Origin of the sequence: Blastococcus deserti (genome assembly GCF_042682525.1) — a bacterium.
GTDB classification, from domain to species: domain Bacteria; phylum Actinomycetota; class Actinomycetes; order Mycobacteriales; family Geodermatophilaceae; genus Blastococcus_B; species Blastococcus_B deserti.
In genome coordinates, this window is the sequence record NZ_JBHUHP010000001.1 from 577,221 (window position 1) to 595,015 (window position 17,795).

20 protein-coding genes are annotated in these 17,795 nt (G+C 74.4%); 10 read left to right on the forward strand and 10 right to left on the reverse strand.

What is annotated here, in order from left to right:
- Positions 1–142 precede the first annotated feature (142 nt).
- Together ACFSHS_RS02775 and ACFSHS_RS02780 are read right to left on the reverse strand one after the other, a co-directional pair.
- On the reverse strand, positions 143–1,279 hold the full coding sequence (locus ACFSHS_RS02775) for a cystathionine gamma-synthase (protein WP_376871422.1): 1,137 nt from the start codon (positions 1,277–1,279) through the stop codon (positions 143–145).
- Positions 1,276–2,685, reverse strand: coding sequence for a cystathionine beta-synthase (locus ACFSHS_RS02780; protein WP_376871425.1), 1,410 nt, complete (start codon positions 2,683–2,685; stop codon positions 1,276–1,278). Before ACFSHS_RS02780 ends, ACFSHS_RS02775 begins: the two co-directional genes overlap by 4 nt.
- 99 nt (positions 2,686–2,784) lie before the next feature.
- Between ACFSHS_RS02780 and ACFSHS_RS02785 the strand changes: the two genes are divergently transcribed.
- From ACFSHS_RS02785 to ACFSHS_RS02795, 3 genes are read left to right on the forward strand one after another with little or no spacing between them, the layout of a single operon-like run.
- Positions 2,785–3,813, forward strand: a complete 1,029-nt coding sequence (locus ACFSHS_RS02785; protein ID WP_376871428.1) for an aldo/keto reductase — start codon at positions 2,785–2,787, stop codon at positions 3,811–3,813.
- Complete coding sequence (locus ACFSHS_RS02790; RefSeq protein WP_376871430.1) at positions 3,810–4,280, forward strand: XdhC family protein; 471 nt, start codon at positions 3,810–3,812, stop codon at positions 4,278–4,280. Before ACFSHS_RS02785 ends, ACFSHS_RS02790 begins: the two co-directional genes overlap by 4 nt.
- Before the next feature lie 9 nt (positions 4,281–4,289).
- On the forward strand, positions 4,290–5,630 hold the full coding sequence (locus tag ACFSHS_RS02795) for an FGGY family carbohydrate kinase (RefSeq protein WP_376871433.1): 1,341 nt from the start codon (positions 4,290–4,292) through the stop codon (positions 5,628–5,630).
- Here the strand turns inward: ACFSHS_RS02795 and hisN are convergent, their stop codons facing one another.
- The gene (gene hisN / locus ACFSHS_RS02800; RefSeq protein ID WP_376871435.1) at positions 5,631–6,470 is read right to left on the reverse strand and encodes a histidinol-phosphatase; all 840 of its coding nucleotides are present in this window, start codon (positions 6,468–6,470) and stop codon (positions 5,631–5,633) included.
- A 22-nt stretch (positions 6,471–6,492) separates the two neighbouring features.
- Positions 6,493–6,675, reverse strand: a complete 183-nt coding sequence (locus ACFSHS_RS02805) for a DUF2795 domain-containing protein (protein WP_376871437.1) — start codon at positions 6,673–6,675, stop codon at positions 6,493–6,495.
- A 53-nt stretch (positions 6,676–6,728) separates the two neighbouring features.
- Here ACFSHS_RS02805 and ACFSHS_RS02810 point away from each other — a divergent pair, with 53 nt between their 5' ends.
- Positions 6,729–7,265: a DUF2087 domain-containing protein gene (locus ACFSHS_RS02810; RefSeq protein ID WP_376871439.1), complete on the forward strand. Its 537-nt coding sequence runs from the start codon at positions 6,729–6,731 to the stop codon at positions 7,263–7,265.
- A gap of 135 nt (positions 7,266–7,400) precedes the next feature.
- On the opposite strand, the gene rsgA is transcribed toward ACFSHS_RS02810, so the two are convergent.
- From rsgA to ACFSHS_RS02825, 3 genes are all read right to left on the reverse strand, one after another.
- Complete coding sequence (gene rsgA, locus ACFSHS_RS02815) at positions 7,401–8,309, reverse strand: ribosome small subunit-dependent GTPase A (RefSeq protein WP_376871441.1); 909 nt, start codon at positions 8,307–8,309, stop codon at positions 7,401–7,403.
- A 107-nt stretch (positions 8,310–8,416) separates the two neighbouring features.
- Positions 8,417–9,697, reverse strand: coding sequence for a 3-phosphoshikimate 1-carboxyvinyltransferase (gene aroA / locus ACFSHS_RS02820; protein ID WP_376871444.1), 1,281 nt, complete (start codon positions 9,695–9,697; stop codon positions 8,417–8,419).
- A gap of 101 nt (positions 9,698–9,798) precedes the next feature.
- Positions 9,799–11,262, reverse strand: coding sequence for an NAD-dependent succinate-semialdehyde dehydrogenase (locus ACFSHS_RS02825; protein WP_376871446.1), 1,464 nt, complete (start codon positions 11,260–11,262; stop codon positions 9,799–9,801).
- 132 nt (positions 11,263–11,394) lie between these two features.
- Here ACFSHS_RS02825 and ACFSHS_RS02830 point away from each other — a divergent pair, with 132 nt between their 5' ends.
- Positions 11,395–12,141, forward strand: coding sequence for an SOS response-associated peptidase (locus ACFSHS_RS02830; protein ID WP_376871448.1), 747 nt, complete (start codon positions 11,395–11,397; stop codon positions 12,139–12,141).
- 2 nt (positions 12,142–12,143) lie between these two features.
- Positions 12,144–13,685 (forward strand): fused MFS/spermidine synthase, encoded by a 1,542-nt coding sequence (locus tag ACFSHS_RS02835; protein WP_376871450.1) that lies wholly within the window; start codon positions 12,144–12,146, stop codon positions 13,683–13,685.
- On the opposite strand, the gene ybaK is transcribed toward ACFSHS_RS02835, so the two are convergent.
- Positions 13,673–14,212: a Cys-tRNA(Pro) deacylase gene (gene ybaK / locus ACFSHS_RS02840; RefSeq protein ID WP_376871453.1), complete on the reverse strand. Its 540-nt coding sequence runs from the start codon at positions 14,210–14,212 to the stop codon at positions 13,673–13,675. The genes ACFSHS_RS02835 and ybaK overlap by 13 nt on opposite strands.
- Before the next feature lie 209 nt (positions 14,213–14,421).
- Here ybaK and ACFSHS_RS02845 point away from each other — a divergent pair, with 209 nt between their 5' ends.
- Together ACFSHS_RS02845 and rsrA are read left to right on the forward strand one after the other, a co-directional pair.
- Entirely contained in the window at positions 14,422–15,102 is a 681-nt protein-coding gene (locus ACFSHS_RS02845) for a sigma-70 family RNA polymerase sigma factor (protein WP_376871455.1), read from the forward strand.
- A complete protein-coding gene (gene rsrA, locus ACFSHS_RS02850) occupies positions 15,102–15,437 on the forward strand; it encodes a mycothiol system anti-sigma-R factor (protein WP_376871457.1) in 336 nt (111 codons plus the stop codon). Before ACFSHS_RS02845 ends, rsrA begins: the two co-directional genes overlap by 1 nt.
- A gap of 183 nt (positions 15,438–15,620) precedes the next feature.
- Here the strand turns inward: rsrA and ACFSHS_RS02855 are convergent, their stop codons facing one another.
- Positions 15,621–15,695, reverse strand: coding sequence for a 50S ribosomal protein bL37 (locus tag ACFSHS_RS02855; protein WP_014377707.1), 75 nt, complete (start codon positions 15,693–15,695; stop codon positions 15,621–15,623).
- Between the two features lie 172 nt (positions 15,696–15,867).
- Between ACFSHS_RS02855 and ACFSHS_RS02860 the strand changes: the two genes are divergently transcribed.
- On the forward strand, positions 15,868–16,920 hold the full coding sequence (locus ACFSHS_RS02860) for a biotin carboxylase N-terminal domain-containing protein (protein ID WP_376871460.1): 1,053 nt from the start codon (positions 15,868–15,870) through the stop codon (positions 16,918–16,920).
- Between the two features lie 53 nt (positions 16,921–16,973).
- Positions 16,974–17,198 (forward strand): biotin/lipoyl-binding carrier protein, encoded by a 225-nt coding sequence (locus ACFSHS_RS02865; protein WP_376871463.1) that lies wholly within the window; start codon positions 16,974–16,976, stop codon positions 17,196–17,198.
- 58 nt (positions 17,199–17,256) lie between these two features.
- Here the strand turns inward: ACFSHS_RS02865 and ACFSHS_RS02870 are convergent, their stop codons facing one another.
- On the reverse strand, positions 17,257–17,757 hold the full coding sequence (locus ACFSHS_RS02870; RefSeq protein ID WP_376871465.1) for a GNAT family N-acetyltransferase: 501 nt from the start codon (positions 17,755–17,757) through the stop codon (positions 17,257–17,259).
- Positions 17,758–17,795 lie beyond the last annotated feature (38 nt).

Consider the following 17,795-nt stretch of genomic DNA (forward strand, 5'->3'; position numbering starts at 1 on the left):
GCCCCGGGCGCGGGTCGTGGGGGCGACTGCGCTGTCCGGGCCCGACGACCGTGCCGGCCACCCGGAGGGCATCCCCGGCGACACCTGGGCGCCCGTTCCCGACGGTCGAGCACTTGGAGGAGGTCCTGTCCGCCCGAGGCGGCTAGGCGAGAGCCTCCTCCAGGTCGGCGAGCAGGTCGTCGACGTCCTCGATGCCCACCGAGAGGCGGACCAGGTCGGCGGGGACCTCGAGGGGTGAGCCGGCCGCGCTGGCGTGGGTCATCCGGCCGGGGTGCTCGATGAGCGACTCCACGCCCCCGAGCGACTCGGCCAGGGTGAACACCCGGGCCCGCTCGCACACCTTCAGCGCCTGGTCCTCCCCACCGGTGAGGCGGAACGAGAGCATGCCGCCGAAGCCCGACATCTGCCGCGCGGCGATCTCGTGCCCGGGGTGGTCGGGAAGGCCGGGGTAGAGGACCGAGGCCACGGCGGGGTGGTCGAGCAGGAAGCCCGCGATGCGGGCCGCGTTGGCCTGGTGCCGGTCCATCCGGACGCCGAGGGTCTTGATGCCGCGCAGCACCAGCCACGCGTCGAACGGCCCGGCCACCGCACCCATCGCGTTCTGGTGGTAGGCCAGCTGCTCGGCGAGCGCGGCGTCCGCGGTGACCAGCGCGCCGCCGACGACGTCGGAGTGCCCGCCGAGGTACTTGGTGGTGGAGTGGACGACCACGTCGGCGCCCAGGGTCAGCGGCTGCTGCAGGTAGGGCGAGGCGAAGGTGTTGTCCACGACGAGGAGCGCGCCGTGCTCGCGGGCGAACTCCGCGAGCCGGGCGATGTCGGCGATGTTGAGCAGCGGGTTGGTCGGTGTCTCGCACCAGATGACCCGGGTGGACGGCCGCATGACCGTCCGCAGGGCGTCGAGGTCGTTGAGGTCGGCCGGGGTGTGCTCGACGCCCCAGCGGGAGGCGACCCGGGAGATCAACCGGAAGGTCCCGCCGTAGGCGTCGCCGCCGAGCACGATGTGCGAACCCGGCTCGCAGACGGTCCGCAGCAGGGTGTCCTCGGCGGCGAGACCCGAGGCGAACGCCATGCCGTGGCTGCCCTGCTCCAGGGCGGCCAGGGCGTCCTGCAGGGCAGTGCGCGTCGGGTTGCCGCTGCGGCTGTACTCGTAGCCGCCGCGCAGGCCGCCGACCCCGTCCTGCTTGTAGGTCGTCGTGAGGTGCACGGGGACGATGACCGCGCCGGTCGCCGGGTCGGGTTCCTGCCCGGCGTGGATCGCACGGGTGTTGAAGCCGCTCATCGGGTCGCCCCGGAGCCGGCGCCGGCGGCGCTCAGGCCGGCGAGGTGGCCGAGGACGTCCTGCCGGGTGACGACGCCGGCGGGCTTGCCCTCGACGTGCACCAGCAGCGCGTCGGCGGAGCCCAGCGCGGTGACCGCCGCGGTCACCGGCTCACCGGACCCGATGATCGGCAGCGGCGGTGACATGTGCCTCTCCACGCGGTCGGCGAGGCTGGCCTTTCCGGCGAAGAGGGCGTCGAGCAGGGTCTTCTCGTCCACCGACCCCACCACCTCGCCGGCGGTCACGGGCGGCTCGGCGCGCACGACCGGGAGCTGGCTGACGCCGTACTCGCGCAGGATGTCGATGGCGTCGCGGACGGTCTCGTTGGGGTGCGTGTGCACGAGCGTCGGCGTCTTCCCGCTCTTGGCGTCGAGCAGCTCGCCGACGGTCTCCCCGGACGCGGTCTCCAGGAATCCGTAGTCGGCCATCCACTTGTCGTTGAAGATCTTGTTGAGGTATCCGCGGCCGCCGTCGGGCAGCAGCACGACCAGGACGTCGTCCCTGGTGAGCTTCTCGGCGGCCCGCAGGGCGGCGACCACCGCCATGCCGCACGAGCCGCCGACCAGCAGGCCCTCCTCGCGGGCCAGCCGGCGGGTCATGGCGAAGGAGTCGCCGTCGGAGACGGCGATGACCTCGTCGGCGATCGTCCGGTCGTAGGTGGCGGGCCAGAAGTCCTCGCCCACCCCCTCCACGAGGTAGGGCCGCCCGGTGCCGCCGGAGTACACCGACCCCTCCGGGTCGGCGCCGACGACGCGCACCCGGCCGCCGGACATCTCCTTGAGGTAGCGGCCGATGCCGCTGATCGTGCCGCCGGTGCCCATGCCGGTGACGAACGTGGTCACCCGGCCCTCGGTCTGCGCCCAGATCTCCGGGCCGGTCGTCTCGTAGTGCGACTGCGGGTTGGCCGGGTTGGAGTACTGGTCGGGCTTCCATCCGCCGGGGGTCTCGCGGGCCAGCCGGTCCGACACCGAGTAGTACGAGCGCGGGTCGGCCGGGTCGACCGCCGTGGGGCAGACGACGACCTCCGCGCCGTACGCCCGCAGGACGTTGATCTTCTCCTGCCCCACCTTGTCGGGGCAGACGAAGATGCAGCGGTAGCCGCGCTGCTGGGCGACCAGGGCCAGGCCGATGCCGGTGTTGCCACTGGTCGGCTCCACGATCGTGCCGCCCGGCTTCAGCTCACCGCTGGCCTCGGCCGCGTCGACCATCCGGACCGCGATCCGGTCCTTCACCGACCCGCCGGGGTTGAGGTACTCGACCTTGGCCAGTACCAGCGGGGCATCGGGACCCAGGTCGCGGGTCACCGAGGTGAGCCGCACGAGGGGCGTGTTGCCGACCAGGTCGACGACGGACTCGGCGTACTGCACGGGGCCTCCTCGCAGGGCCCCGACCACCGGTGCCCTGCACCCCATTCCACCAGAGCCCGGCGGTGGCGGCCGGAGGAGGCGACGGGCGAGGATGCGGGCATGAGTTCCGACCTCGGTACCCGCATCCTCGGCCGCGACGGGCTGGAGGTCTCCGCCCTCGGCCTGGGCTGCATGGGGATGAGCCAGATGTACGGCGCGGCCGACCGGCAGGAGTCGCTGGCCACCATCCACCGCGCGCTCGACCTCGGTGTCACCTTCCTCGACACCTCCGACGTCTACGGCGACGGGCACAACGAGGAGCTGGTGGGCGAGGCGATCGCCGGCCGGCGGGAGGAGGTGCAGCTGGCCACCAAGTTCTCCCTCTCGCGCACTCCCGAGGGGGAACAGGTGATCGACGGCCGCCCCGAGAACGTCCGGGCCTGCGCGGAGGCCAGCCTCCGCCGGCTGCGGGTCGACGTCATCGACCTCTACTACCAGCACCGCGTCGACCCGAAGGTCCCCATCGAGGACACCGTGGGCGCGATGGCCGAGCTGGTGCAGCAGGGCAAGGTCCGCCACCTCGGGCTGTCGGAGGCCAGCGCGGCGTCGATCCGGCGAGCGGTCGCGGTGCACCCGATCGCCGCGCTGCAGAGCGAGTGGTCGCTGTGGACCCGCGATCTGGAGGTGGCCGGGCCGGACGGCAGCACCGTGCTGGGCGTGGCCCGGGAGCACGGCATCGGCATCGTGCCGTTCAGCCCGCTGGGCCGCGGCTTCCTCACCGGCGCCATCACCAGCCCGGCCGACTTCGCCGAGGACGACTGGCGCCGCACCCACCCGCGGTTCACCGGTGACGCGTTCGCCGCCAACCTGCGCCTGGTCGACGCCGTGCGCGGGCTGGCCGCCGAGAAGGGCGTGACGCCCGGCCAGCTGGCTCTGGCGTGGGTCCTGGCCCAGGGGGACGACGTGGTCCCGATCCCGGGCACCAAGCGTCGTCGCTACCTGGAGGAGAACGTCGGGTCGGCCGCCGTGGAACTGTCGCCGGACGACCTCGCCCACCTCGACGCCATCGCGCCGCCGGGAGTCGCCGTCGGAGGGCGGTACGCCAACACCGCGTACACGTACGGCGACAGCCCCGAGCGAGCCGCGTGAGCGCAGACCGGCTGCTCGTCGCGGTGTTCGCCTCGCCGGTGTCGGAGGTGCTGCTGCGCTGGGGGGCCGAGCTGGGCTTCCGCACCGTGCTCGTCGAGCCTCGCGGCGCGCCGGAGGGGACGGCGGACGTGACGGTCAGGAGCTTCGGCGACCTGGACGACGAGCTCGCCGCCGGTACCGCCGACGTCGTCGTCACCGACCACCACCGGGAGGAGCTGGGGGAGGTGCTGCGCGACGCGCTGGTCCGGCCCGCCCGGTGGATCGGGGTCATGGGCAATCCCCGCCACGAGGGACCGCACGTCGCGGCGCTGAGCGCGCTCGGCGTGCCGCCGGGAGAGATCACGCGGGTGCACCGGCCGATCGGCCTGGACATCGGCTCACGGGAGCCGGCGGAGATCGCGCTGTCCACGCTGGCCGGGCTGCTCGCCGACCGCAACGGCCGGCCCGGCGGCTTCGCCCACGGCTGATCGTCCCCCGTGTCCGACGTCCTGCTCGGTGCCGACCTCGGGACCAGCGGCCTGAAGCTCGTCGCGCTGGACCCGGGCGGGAGCGTGGTCGCGGAGGCCGAACGCCGTTATGCCCTGGACCGGTCGGCTCCCGGTCGGGCCGAGATCGACGTCGCGACCTGGCGGAGCGCTCTCGACGACGCCCTCGCCGCGCTGGCCCCGGACCTGCGCGGGGCGCGGGTGGCGGCGCTCGGGTTCTCGGGGCAGATGCACGGCGCGGTGCTCGTGGACGAGGACGGCCGCGCCCTGCGGCCGGCCCTGCTGTGGCCGGACCAGCGGGCCACCGGCGAGCTGGCCCGGTGGCGGGCGCTGCCGGATCCCGACCGTGCCGCGCTGGCCAACCCGCTGGTCCCCGGGATGACCGGCCCGATGCTCGCCTGGCTGGCCCGGCACGAACCCGACGTCGTGGTGCGGGCGGCGACCGTGCTGCTGCCCAAGGACGCACTGCGGGCGACGCTCCTGCGGGGATCCACGGCAACCGACCGCAGCGACGCCTCGGCGACCCTGCTGTGGGACGTCGTCGCCGACGACTGGTCCGCGGCCGCCGCCACGGCCGCCGGTGTGCCCGCGGAGCTGCTGCCGGCGGTCCGCCCCTCCCACGTGGTAGCCGGAACGGCCCAGCTGCCGCTGGGTGAGGTGCCCGTGGTCGTCGGCGGTGCCGACACCCCGCTGGCGCTCGTGGCCGCAGGCGGGCCGGACACGCAGATCAACCTCGGCACCGGCGTCCAACTGCTGCGCCCGCTGGTGGACCCGCAGCCGGTCCTGGAGCCGGTGGTGCACACCTATGCCGACACCGCCGGTGGCTGGTACGCGATGGCGGCGCTGCAGAACGGCGGCTCCGCCTGGGAGTGGGTGTGCGGGGTCCTCGGGCTGTCGTGGGCGGAGTTCCTCCGGGCCGCCGAGTCGGCGCCGGCCGGCGCGGGGGGAGTGGTGTTCCGGCCCTTCCTCACCGGCGAGCGCGGGGGGATCGCAGGTCCGGACGACCGCGGCAGCTGGACCGGCCTGCACCCGGGCGCGACGCGGGCGGACCTGGCCCGGTCGGCAGTCGAGGGCGTGGCATCCGCGGTCGCGGGTGCGGCCGCGCTGCTGGGCGGGCTGAGCGGTAGCGAGCCGGTCGTCCTCAGCGGCGGGGGCGCACGGGCCGCCGTCGTCCAGCAGGCGTTGGCGGATGCGCTGGGCAGTCCGGTCCGTCATCTCCGGATGCGCAGTGCGTCGGCCATCGGAGCCGCGGTGCTGGCCGGTCGGGGAGTCGGCCTCGCCGTCGAGCCGCAGCGGGAGACCGGGCCGGTGGTGGTGCCGGCCCGCGATTGATCAGGCCGGCGGTACCGGAGGCGCAGACTGCATCGGGTTGACCGGCTCGGGCAGCCGCAGGTGGCCGAGCGCCGCCTCGTGCAGCTTCCCGTTGGTGGCCAGCGCGTGCCCACCGGCCGGTCCGGGGGCGCCGGTGAGGTCGCTGAACCGACCGCCGGCCTCCCGCACGATGACGTCGAGCGCGGCGAGGTCCCAGACCGACACCTCGGGCTCGCAGGCGATGTCCACCGCCCCCTCGGCGAGCAGGCAGTAGCTCCAGAAGTCGCCGTAGGCGCGGGTCCGCCACACCGAGCGGGCCAGGTCGAGGAAGCCCTCGAGGACGCCGCGCTCCTCCCAGCCGGAGAGGCTGGAGTACGACAGGCTCGCGTCGCCGAGCTCGGAGACCTCCGAGACGCGGCACCGGGTCGCCGACTCCAGCCTCCGGCCGGTCCACGCGCCCACGTCCTTCGCGGCCCACCAGCGCTTGTTCAGCGCCGGCGCGGACACCAGGCCGACGACCGGCTCGTCCCCGTCGAAGAGCGCGATGAGCGTCGCCCACACCGGCACCCCGCGGACGAAGTTCTTCGTCCCGTCGATCGGGTCGAGCACCCACCGGCGGCGCCCGTGCCCGGTCGTCCCGAACTCCTCACCGAGGACGGCGTCACGCGTGCGTGCCCGGCTCAGCGTGATCCGCAGCTGCTCCTCGACCGCCCGGTCGGCGTCGGTCACCGGCGTGAGGTCCGGCTTGGTGTCCACGGTCAGGTCCTGCGCCTTGAACCGGTCCAGGCTGATCGAGTCCGCCTGGTCGGCCAGCACGTGTGCCAGCCGCATGTCCTCGGAGAAACCCCGGCCCGATGTCATGGGCACCGAACCTAGCGGGGGATCAGTCGAAGACCGCTGAACTCACCCCGCTCGGCCCTTCGTACTCGCGGTCCTCGATCTTCTTCAGCGCCTCCAGGACCTCCGCGTCGCCGCCCTGCTGCTCGGCGTGCCGGACGATGTCCTCCTTGCTCGCCGGGTAGTCCATGCCGGACAGGGCCTTCTGGATGTCGATCGGGCTCACCATGCCCGTCGCCCTACCCCCGTCCGACGCCGCCGATGCGCCGATACGGTCGGGGAGTGGACGCCGCCACGATCGCCGGCCTGCTCGCCGACCCCGCGCGCCTCAAGGTCGTCGCCGCCCTGGCGCTGGGCGCCGGGACGATCGAGGAGGTGGCCGCCGCCTCCGGCCTGCCGCTCAAGGACGTCGCCCTCGCCGCCCGCCGGCTGGCCCGCGCCGGCCTGGTCCACCGGGACGGCCGCGCGCTGGCCCTGCGCACCGAGCGCTTCGGTGCCGCCGCGCGGGCCGCCGCCGCCTCGGCGCCGGCACCCGAGCCGCTGTCGTCGGACCCCGCCGAGGACGCCGTCCTCTCGGCTTTCGTGCGGAACGGCCGGCTGGTCTCGATCCCGGCGCAGCAGAGCAAGCGGCGGCTGGTCCTCGAGCACCTCGTGCGTGTCTTCGAGCCCGGGCTGCGCTATCCCGAGCGGGAGGTCAACGCCCTGCTCGCGGTCTGGCACGCGGACGTGGCCGCCCTGCGGCGGTACCTCGTGGACGAGGGACTGCTCAGCCGGGAGGCCGGCGTGTACTGGCGCAGCGGTGGTTACGTCGACGTCTGACCGAGGCGTGCCCGGGGACGGCCGGGCCGATCGGACGCCGGTGGACGACCACCCGCGCGTGCCGTGGGGGGCGCTGGAGTCGTCCGCCCCACCGGGTGCCGGGCGGCATCCGCAGCACGGTCGCGCGGTGAGGGCTCAGTAGCCCGGGCCGACCTGGCCGACGGCGCCCAGGAGGACGCGCAGTGCGTCGAGCTGCTGCCGGCGCACCGGCGGTCCGGCGGCGGCCCACCCGTCCAGGGCGCACTCCGGGTCGGCGGCGGTGTGCCCGCAGCCGGGCGGGCAGTCGACCGCCGCCTCGGCGAACTCGTCGAACGCGGAGAGGACGTCGTCGGCGGTGACGTGCGCGAGGCCGAACGAGCGGATGCCGGGGGTGTCGATGACGGTCCCGCCGCCGGGCAGGTCGAACAGCACGGCCGACGACGACGTGTGGCGGCCCTTCCCGATCTTGCTCACGTCGCCCGTGGCCCGGGAGGCGTCGGGGACCAGCCGGTTCACCAGTGTCGACTTGCCGACACCCGACTGGCCGACGAACACGCTCATGCGGTCGAACAGCCGGTCCAGCAGCGGGTCCAGCGGCAGCTCCCGCGAGATCGCGACCGCGTCCAGGCCCAGCCCGGCGTAGCGCTCCAGCAGCGGCCGGGGGCTGCCCAGGTCGGTCTTGGTCAGGCAGAGCAACGGCTCCAGCCCCCCGGCGTAGGCGGCGACCAGGCAGCGGTCCAGGAAGCCCAGCGCTGGCTCCGGGTCGGTGACCGCGGTGACGACGACGAGGAGGTCGGCGTTGGCCACCACCACCCGCTCGGTCGGGTCCGTGTCGTCCGCCGTCCGGCGCAGCGATGTCGTCCGTTCCTCGATGGAGACGATGCGCGCCAGGCTGTCGGGCCGGCCGCTGGTGTCGCCGACCAGCCGGACGCGGTCGCCGACGACCACGCCGTGCCGGCCCAGCTCACGGGCGCGCATCGTGGTGACGTCCAGAGGAGCGCCGTCGGGGCCCTGGATGCGGACGGTCATCCGCCCCCGGTCGACGGCGACCACGAGGCCGGGCACGGCGTCGGCGTGGGTCGGCCGGATCCGGGTCCGGGGGCGGGATCCACGACGGTTCGGCCGGACCCGGATGTCGTCCTCGTCCGAGCGGCTGTCGTGCCGGCGCGGGCTCAGGGCACGACCTCTGCGGGCTCGCCCAGCAGTCCCGTCCAGCGCTGGACGAAGTCGGGAAGGGTCTTCGTCACCGCACCCGGATCGGCCACTTGGACGCCGTCGATGGCCAGTCCCAGCACGGCCGCGGCCATGACCATGCGGTGGTCGGCGTAGGAGTCCAGCCGGGCGGGCCGCGGAGGACCGGGCTCGATCGCCAGGCCGTCGGGGAGCTGCTCCACCCGGGCGCCCACGGCGGTCAGCACCTCGTCGAGTGCCTGGAGGCGGTCGGTCTCGTGCCCGCGCATGTGCGCGATCCCGGTGAACCGCGACGGGCCGTCGGCCAGGGCGGCCAGCGCCGCGAGCACCGGCGCGAGCTCGCTGACCTCGCCGAGGTCGGCGACCAGCGGCCGGATCCGCCCCGTGCCCGTCACCTGCAGGCCTGCGGGGGTATGGGTGACCTCCGCACCCATCTCGGCGAGGAGCCGGTCCAGCTGGGCACCGGGCTGGGTGGTGACCTCCGGCCAGTCGCGCACGGTGACCCGCCCCCCGGTGACCAGGGCCGCGGCCAGGAACGGGGCGGCGTTGGAGAGGTCGGGCTCCACGACCACGTCCCGCGCCGCGACGGGGCCCGGTACGACCCGCCAGCCGCGTCCGGTCTCGACGACCTCGACCCCGTGCGCGCGCACCGTCGTCAGGGTCATCTCGACGTGCGGCATGGAGGGGACGCCGCCGGTGAGCGCGAGGTCGAGTCCCTCGTCGAAGCGGGCCGCCGACAGCAGCAGCCCCGACACGATCTGCGAGGACTCGGTGGCGTCGACCACGACCGGGCCGCCGCGCACCCTGCCGGTGCCGTGCACGGTGAACGGCGCCCGGCCGCGGCCGCCGTCGTCCACCTCGACGCCCAGGTCGCGGAGGGCGTGCAGGAGGCCGGCGTTGGGACGGTGGCGCAGCCTCGGGTCGCCGTCCACGCGGACCGCACCGGTGGCCAGCGCGGCGACGGGCGGGAGGAAGCGCAGCACCGTGCCCGACAACCCGGCGTCCACCTCGGCCGGACCGCGCAGGGGCTGCGGCGTCACCAGCCAGTCGGCGGCCTCGTCCTCGACGCGCACGCCCAGGGCGCGCAGGGCGGCGGCCATCAGGTCCGTGTCGCGGGCGCGCAGCGGCCGCGACAGCCGGCTGGGCCCGTCGGCGATGGCGGCCAGGATCAGCGCCCGGGCGGTGATGGACTTCGACCCGGGCAGCGTCACGACGGCGTCCACGGGCGCCGGGCGGTGCGGCGTCGACCAGACGGATGTCACGTGATCAGTCTGCCCGAGAGAGGACCCCGTCCTCACTCGCACCTCGCAAGCTCGGCGCGAGCCTCGGGACGGGGCCTCCGGCCGCCCGCCCGCGCACCCGCTCAGCCGGCCTGCGGCTTGTCGGCCTTCTTCGCCGGCACGGTGCGCACGAGCCGCCGGTTGGCGAACTCGAACATCGCTAGCTCGGAGAGCTCCCGGCCGTAGCCGGAGCGCTTGATCCCGCCGAAGGGCAGCTCGGGGGAGGAGCCGGTGGGCTGGTTGATCCAGACCATGCCGGCCTCCAGCCGCTCGGCCACCGAGCGCGCGCGGTCGAGGTCGCTGCTCATGACGGTGGCGCCCAGGCCGAAGTCGCTGTCGTTCGCCAGCCGGATCGCCTCCTCCTCGTCCCGGACCCTGTAGACGACGGCCGCGGGACCGAACAGCTCCTCGCGGTAGGCCCGCATCTCCGGGGTGACGTCGGTCAGGATCGTCGCCTCGACGAAGGCGCCCGGGTGCTCGGGGCGGCTGCCGCCGGCGACGACGGTGGCGCCCTTGTCGATGGCGTCCTGGATCTGCGCGTGCAGGTCCTGCGCCGCCCGTTCGCTCGACAGCGGGGCCAGGGACGTCGACGGGTCGGCCGGGTCACCGGGGGAGAACGTGGAGAACGCCTGCTTGAGCCCCTCGACGAACGGCTCGTAGAGGTCCTCGGGGACGATCAGCCGCTTGGACGCGGTGCACGCCTGACCGGTGTTCTGCATCCGCCCCATCGTCGCGGCCTTGATCGTCGCGCCCATGTCCTCGGCGTCGAGCACGATGAACGGGTCGCTCCCGCCGAGCTCGAGCACGGACTTCTTCAGGTACTTGCCGGCCAGGGCGCCGACGGCGCTGCCGGCGCGCTCGCTGCCGGTGAGGGTCACGCCCTGGATGCGCGGGTCGGCGATGACCTGCTCGACGTCGTCGATGCGCAGGAACGTGTTGGTGAAGACGCCCTCGGGGGCGCCGGCGTCGGTGAACAGCTGCTCGATGGCCACCGCACACTGCGGGGTGATCTCGGCGTGCTTGAGGATGACCGTGTTGCCCAGCACCAGGTTGGGTCCGGCGACGCGGACGACCTGGTAGAAGGGGTAGTTCCACGGCTCGATGGCCAGCAGGACGCCGATCGGCTTGGTCTCGATTACCGCCTCGCCCTTGCCCATCAGCGGCTGGATGGACGTGGGCTCGAGGAAGCCGGGGCCGTTGTCGGCGTAGTACTTGAGGATCATCGAGCACAGGTACAGCTCGCCGGTGGCCTCCTCGCGGCGCTTGCCCATCTCCGTCGTGATCAGGGCGGCGAGGTCGTCGCGGCGTTCGTCCATCAGCTCGGCGGCACGCCGGACGACGGCGGCGCGCTCCTCGACCGGGCGGGTGCGCCACTCCTGGTAGGCGGAATGGGCACGCCCGATGATCCCGTCGATCTCGGAGGTCTCGGTGAAGGGCAACTCCTTCTCCGTCTCTCCCGTGTACGGGTTGACCGTCGCGTAGCGCCGGGTGGCGGCGTCGCTCGCGGTCTTGGGGTGCTCGGTCGGGGGGTTCTGGGTCGCGGTCACGCAGTGATCCTCGTCTCTCGATGACTCCGTCCGTCAACCCCCCTACCCCGAGCAGCCGGGAGGGCACGCGCGACCCGGTGTCGGTAGCCGCACCTAGAGTCGGGATCCCAGTCAGCTCCGGGAGGACGCGCCATGTGTGGTCGCTACGCCGCCAGCCGCAGCCCCGACGACCTCGTCGTGGAGTTCGAGGCCGTGCGGGCCGAAGGGCAGGAACCGCTGCCGGCGGACTACAACGTCGCGCCCACCAAGGACGTGTACGTCGTCCGCCACAAGAAGGAACGCGACGCCGAGGGGCTGCCCACCGGTGGTGGCCACCGCGAGCTGCGGGCGGTGCGGTGGGGGCTGGTCCCGGCCTGGGCCAAGGACCCGTCCGTCGGAAACCGCCTGCTCAACGCCCGGGTCGAGTCCCTCACCGAGAAGCCGGCCTTCCGGAAGGCCGCCGCCTCCCGCCGGTGCCTGGTCCCGGCCGACGGCTGGTACGAGTGGGCCAAGCGCCTCGACTCCCCGGGCAAGCAGCCCTACTACGTCACGCCCCGGGACGGGTCGGTGCTCGCCTTCGCCGGCCTGTGGGAGGTGTGGGGCCGCGGTGAGGACCGGCTCTACACCTGCACGATCGTCACCGCCCCCGCCGTCGGGGAGCTGACCGAGATCCACGAGCGGATGCCGCTGGTCCTCCCGCCGGACCGCTGGAGCGCGTGGCTCGACCCCGCCCGGGAGGACGTGGGGGAGCTGACCGAGCCGACGCCGCTGGAGCTGGTGGAGGCCCTGGAGCTGCGCCCGGTGGGCACCGCGGTCAACAACGTCGCCAACAACGGCCGGGAGCTGGTGACCCGGGTGGAGACCGTGGGCGCCCCCGCCGACCAGCCGGCGCTCTTCTGACGGTGGCGGTCACGACGGGGGAGACGCCGGTCGTCGACCGGTCGGGCGGGGGCGGTGCCCTGCCCGGCTGGGTCGCTGCCGCGGTGACCTTTCTCTGCTCGGGGGCGGTCCTCGTGCTCGAGATCGTCGGGCTCCGGCTGATCGCGCCGTACGTCGGGGTGACCCTGCAGACCAGCACGGCGGTCATCGGGTACGCGCTGATGGCGATCGCGGTCGGCGCGTGGACCGGGGGGATCGTGGCCGACCGCACCGATCCCCGCCGGCTCATCGCCCCGCTCATGGTGGCCGGCGGCGCGCTCGTGGTCGCCGTCCTGCCGCTCGTGCGGTTCACCGGCTCGCTGCTGAGCGGCCCGGACGCCGGTGCGGTGCTCCTGCTCGCGGCGGTCGCGGTCGTCGTGCCCGCCGCGCTCCTGTCCGCGGTCCCGCCCATGGTGGTCAAGCTGCAGCTGGCCAGCCTCGACGAGACCGGTGCGGTCGTCGGGCGGCTGTCGGGCATCGGCACGCTCGGTGGCATCGCCGCCACCTTCGTGACGGGGTTCCTGCTCATCGCGATCCTGCCGAGCAGCGTCATCCTCGTGGGCACCGGTGCGGTCACCGCCGTCGCGGGCCTGGCGGTGGGGGTGCTCCTGCGCCGGCGGACGTCCGGGGGAGCGGGCCGGGTGCCCGTCGGCCTCGTCGTCCTCGCGCTGGCCGGCGGCGGGCTGGCCGCGGTGGCACCGAGCCCCTGCGAGAAGGAGACGGCCTACCACTGCGCCCGCGTGGAGGCCGATCCCGAGCGGAGCTCCGGGCGGCTCCTGTACCTCGACACGGCTCGGCACTCGTACGTCGACCTGGAGGACCCCGAGTACCTGCAGTTCGAGTACGTCCGCGCCATCGCGGCCGTGGCCGACTCGCTCGGCGACAGCCGGGAACCGCTCTCGGCACTGCACGTCGGCGGCGGCGGGCTCACGCTGCCGCGCTACCTCGACGAGGTCCGGCCGGGGACCGAGAGCCTGGTCCTCGAGGTGGACGCCGGCGTCGTGGCGATCGACCGGGAGCAGCTGGATCTGGAGACGTCGGACCGGCTGCGGGTCCGCGTGACCGACGGCCGGGTCGGGTTGGCCGACGAGGCCGTGGGGGAGCGGGACCTCGTGGTGGGTGATGCCTTCGGCGGGCTGTCGGTGCCATGGCAGCTCACCACCCGCGAGGCCGTGGAGCTGATCGACCGGGCGCTGGCCGACGGCGGCGTCTACGCGGTCAACCTGATCGACCACCCGCCGCTGGCCCTCGTGCGGGCCGAGCTGGCCACGCTCCGCGCGGTCTTCCCGCACGTGGCCCTGCTCGCCCGCGTCCCGGTGCTCGCCGGTGAGGACGGCGGGAACGTCGTCGCGGTCGCCTCCCGGTCACCGATCGAGGAGGCGGAGATCGCGGCGCGGCTGACCGACCGGGGCCTGGACTGGCGGGTGGCCCACGGCGAGGACCTCGACCGCTTCGTCGGCGACGCCCCCGTGCTGACCGACGACTTCGCCCCGGTCGACCAGCTGCTCACGCCCTATGGCTCTTGACCGGCCCCTCGCAGGGGCCCGCCGCGAGCCTGCGAGTGGTGGGGGGCGAGGGGTCCTTTCGCGATGGGGGCGGTTCGCGCGCGGGTGAGCCGCACCAGGTCGGCGGGCGGCAGCTCCACCTGCAGTCCGCGGCGCCCCGCGCTCACCATCACGGTGGGGAAGCCGAGGGCGGACTCGTCGACGACGGTCGGCAGCATCCTCTTCTGGCCGAGGGGACTGATTCCCCCCACGACGTAGCCGGTGGCCCGCTCCGCGTCCGCGGGGTCGGCCATGACGGCCTTGCGGCCTCCGGTGGCCGCAGCCAGCGCCTTGAGGTCGAGGGTGCCGGCCACCGGCACCACCGCGACGGTCAGCGCGCCGTCGACCCGGGCCACCAGGGTCTTGAACACCTGGCGGGCATCGGCGCCCAGCGCCGCCACGGCGGCCTCGCCGTGGCCCTGGTCGGCAGGGTGCTCGGGGTCGTAGGGGTGCAGGGTGTGCGCCACCCGCTCGCGCTCGAGGGTCCGCACCGCAGGAGTCGCCGCCACGGCGCCGCAGCGTAGCGAGCGTCTCGACCGGTTCTCCGCCGAGCGGGAATCGGGATCCGGCCGGCCCGGTTGAACCGGCCGTGAGCAGCACCCTCTCCAGCGCCCGCTCCCGGACCGCGCACCGGCGGCCCCCGGGCCGTCCCGATGCCGCGCGGCTACCATCGACCGATGCGGCGCCCCGCATCCGGGGGCCCCAGAGAGGACGGTCGGTGACTGAGCAGTCCGCGGACGCCACGCCCCACACACCCCCGGTCGAGACACCCGAGGCGCGGGCGGACGGCAGCCGGACGGAGCTCGCCGAGAGCCGCGCCGAGCGGGACGCGCGCTTCGAGCGTGACGCCCTGCCCTACCTCGACCAGCTGTACCCGGCGGCTCTGCGGATGACCCGGAACCCCGCCGACGCCGAGGACCTGGTCCAGGAGACCTTCGTGAAGGCCTACTCGGCCTTCCACCAGTTCGCCGAGGGCACGAACCTCAAGGCGTGGCTGTACCGCATCCTGACCAACACCTACATCAACAGCTACCGCAAGAAGCAGCGCCAGCCGCAGCAGTACCCCACCGAGCAGGTGCAGGACTGGCAGCTCTACGCGGCCGAGGAGCACACCTCCAGCGGCCTGCGGTCGGCCGAGATCGAGGCGCTGGACCACCTGCCGGACACCGACATCAAGGAGGCCCTGCAGCAGCTGCCGGAGGACTTCCGCCTGGCGGTGTACCTGGCGGACGTGGAGGGCTTCGCCTACAAGGAGATCGCCGAGATCATGGGCACGCCCATCGGCACGGTGATGTCGCGACTGCACCGGGGGCGCCGGGGGCTGCAGAAGCTGCTGGCCGATTACGCCCGCGAGCGCGGGTTCGTCCGCGCCGGAGCCGGTGAGGAGGCGAGCCACTGATGGGCGACGACGCCCCGCGGACCGGTGAGCCGATCCAGATCAACTCGTGCGACGACGTGCTGTCCCACGTGTTCGAGTTCCTCGACCACGAGACCGCGGACGAGCGCCGTGCGCAGATCGCCGAGCACCTCGAGGACTGCTCCTCCTGCCTGCGGGAGTTCGGGATCGAGCAGGAGTTCAAGGCGTTGGTGCGGCGGCGCTGCGGAGGGGACTCGCCCCCCGCGGGGCTGCGCGAGCGGATCAAGGTCCAGTTGACGTCCGTCTCGTTCGAGGAGGACGGCACCCAGGTCACGGTGCAGCGGGTCACCGCCGAGAGCTCGGTCGACCAGCCCTAGCGGCTGCCGGCGCCCCGATGGCGAACGCCCCGCCCCCGCGGATGCGGGAGCGGGGCGTTCGCCGTTGCGGGCCTGAGCGTGGGGCTCAGGCGTCGCCCGTGGCGGAACTCCGCGGCCCGGTCCGCTCCTCGCTCGAGAACAGCGGTCGCCCCGCTCCTCGCTGCCATGCGCCCGGGCCGGACGTCACGCGTTGGGCCGCTTGCCGTGGTTGGCCTTGTTCCCCTTGCGGGAGCGACGCTTGCGTCCACGCTTGGACATCGCTGGCCTCCTCTCGCGGTGCCGGTGGGCCTGCAGGCCCTGGTTCTCGCGGGCCGGGGGAACCGGCGCACGTATCGTGCGCGGCGTCGCCGGAACCGCCAAGCTGACCTCGCAAGCCTCTCACGGGGGTGGTCCGGTCGTGCGCCGGGCGGGGGAGGGCAGGAAGGACGCCGTGACACACGGAGGGATCGAGAGCGTGCTCGTGGCCGGTCGGGGACCGGCCGCCTGCGCCGTCGTGTCCGCGTGCGCCCGGCTGGGCGTCAAGGCCGTGGCGGTGCACTCCGAGGCCGAGCGGACGGCGCGGCACGTGCGGCTGGCCGACGACGCCGTCCTGCTCGGCCCCGCTCCGGCGAGCGAGTCCTACCTCGCCGTCGACCGCATCGTGGAAGCGGCCCGCCGCAGCGGCGTGGCCGCCGTGCTCCCGGTGCCCCCGGCCCTGGCCGGCAATGCCCGGCTGGCCGCCGCGGTGACCGCCGCCGGCCTCGTCTGGGTGGGACCCGACGCGGAGGTGCTGGATCGCCTCGGCGGTGACGGTGTCGAGCCGGCCAGCGAGCGGGGACTGCTGGCGTGGGTCACCGACGACGGGCTGCGGTACCCCACACCCGTCCAGCGGGACCGGGCCGCGGGCATCGCCCGCGTCTCCTGGACGCCCGAGGGCATGACCGCGGACCGGGCTCCGGCCCTGCCGCCGACCGCCCGGCGACTGGCCGAGGTGGGGTGGCGCGGGCTGGTCACGGTCGGGATCGACCCGGACGGGGAGCTCGCCGAGGTCGCCGCCGGTTTCTCGCTCGACATGGCCGTCCTCGAGCGGGCGCACGGCGTCGACGCCGTCGAACTGGCCCTGCGCAGCGCCGGCGGCGGTGGTGGCACGGTTCCCCCGGGCGGCACGCCCCGTGCGGCGGTCGCGGCGCAGCTGCGCGCCACGCTGCCCCCGGGAACGGCGGGCCGGGTGACCGGCCGGTTGCCGGGCGGTCCGCGTCGCGACGGGACCCGCGACGTCGAGCTGGTCGCCGTCAGCGGGTACGAGCCCGGTGACCGGCTGGACGGCTGGTACGACGCCTTGCTCGCCACCGTCAGCGCCGCCGGCCACGACGTCCGGGCGGCGGCCGGCGCGGTCTCGGCGGTGCTCTCGGCCCTCCCGGACTCCGGCGTGCCGCACGACGGTCCCGATGTCTCCGCCGTCCTCGCTCGACTGGCCGCCGGGAGCAGCGTCCTCGGCCCCTGACCGGCGTGCTTGGATGGCGTCGCCAGCAGGGGGCACGGTCGGGAGGAGGCGCGGTGGCGGTCGAGGAGATCCACGCGGAGATGGTCTCCAGCGTCTGGAAGGTCCTCGTGGAGCCGGGTGCGCCAGTGGCCGCAGGGGACACGCTGGTCATCCTCGAGTCGATGAAGATGGAGATCCCCGTCCTCACCGAGCGGGCCGGGGTCGTCCGGGAGATGCACGTCGTCGAGGGGGAGGTCCTCCAGGAGGGCGACCTCATCGCCACCGTCTCGGACGGCTGAGGGCCTCTTGCAGGGTCCCGCCGCGAGTCCGCGCCGGTGGGGGCAGGGGCGTCCTCTCTCAGAGATCGAGCGCGTACACCATCAGGTCGACGCCCGGCACGGGCGACCAGTCCCGCTCGGGCAGGCGGCGGAATCCGAGGCGCTCGTAGAGCCGGTGTGCCGCCGTCATGGTCGGTCCGGTGGAGAGCACCATCCGGCGCCTGCCGGCGGCGCGGGCCCGGTCCAGGCAGCTGGAGACGAGCAACTGCCCGATGCCCCGCCCCTGCGCGGCGGGGTCGACCACGAGCATGCGGAAGGCCGCCTCGTCGTCGGACGTGGTCACCTCCCCGAAGTCGCCGGTCAGGACCAGCGCGACGCTGCCGACCACGCGCCCGGTCGCGTCCCGCACCACCAGCAGCTCCGAGCGGGTGGCGCGGCCGGCGACGTCGGCCAGCTCGGCTGTGTAGCCGGGGGAGGCGAGGCCGCCGTCGACGTAGACGCCCACCGTGAGCTCCGCGATGCGGTCGAAGTCCTCGGGGCGGGCGGGCTGGACGGTGACGCCAGGCGCGAGCGGGACCACGCCGGCAGCCTAGGGGCCGACCGGATCTAGGCTCGAAT

Coding starts and splice junctions, on each gene's coding strand:
- ACFSHS_RS02775 (WP_376871422.1), bottom strand. CDS start 1,279: ATGAGCGGCTTCAACACCCGTGCGATCCACGCCGGGCAGGAACCCGAC.
- ACFSHS_RS02785 (WP_376871428.1), top strand. CDS start 2,785: ATGAGTTCCGACCTCGGTACCCGCATCCTCGGCCGCGACGGGCTGGAG.
- hisN (WP_376871435.1), bottom strand. CDS start 6,470: ATGACATCGGGCCGGGGTTTCTCCGAGGACATGCGGCTGGCACACGTG.
- ACFSHS_RS02805 (WP_376871437.1), bottom strand. CDS start 6,675: ATGGTGAGCCCGATCGACATCCAGAAGGCCCTGTCCGGCATGGACTAC.
- ACFSHS_RS02830 (WP_376871448.1), top strand. CDS start 11,395: ATGTGTGGTCGCTACGCCGCCAGCCGCAGCCCCGACGACCTCGTCGTG.
- rsrA (WP_376871457.1), top strand. CDS start 15,102: ATGGGCGACGACGCCCCGCGGACCGGTGAGCCGATCCAGATCAACTCG.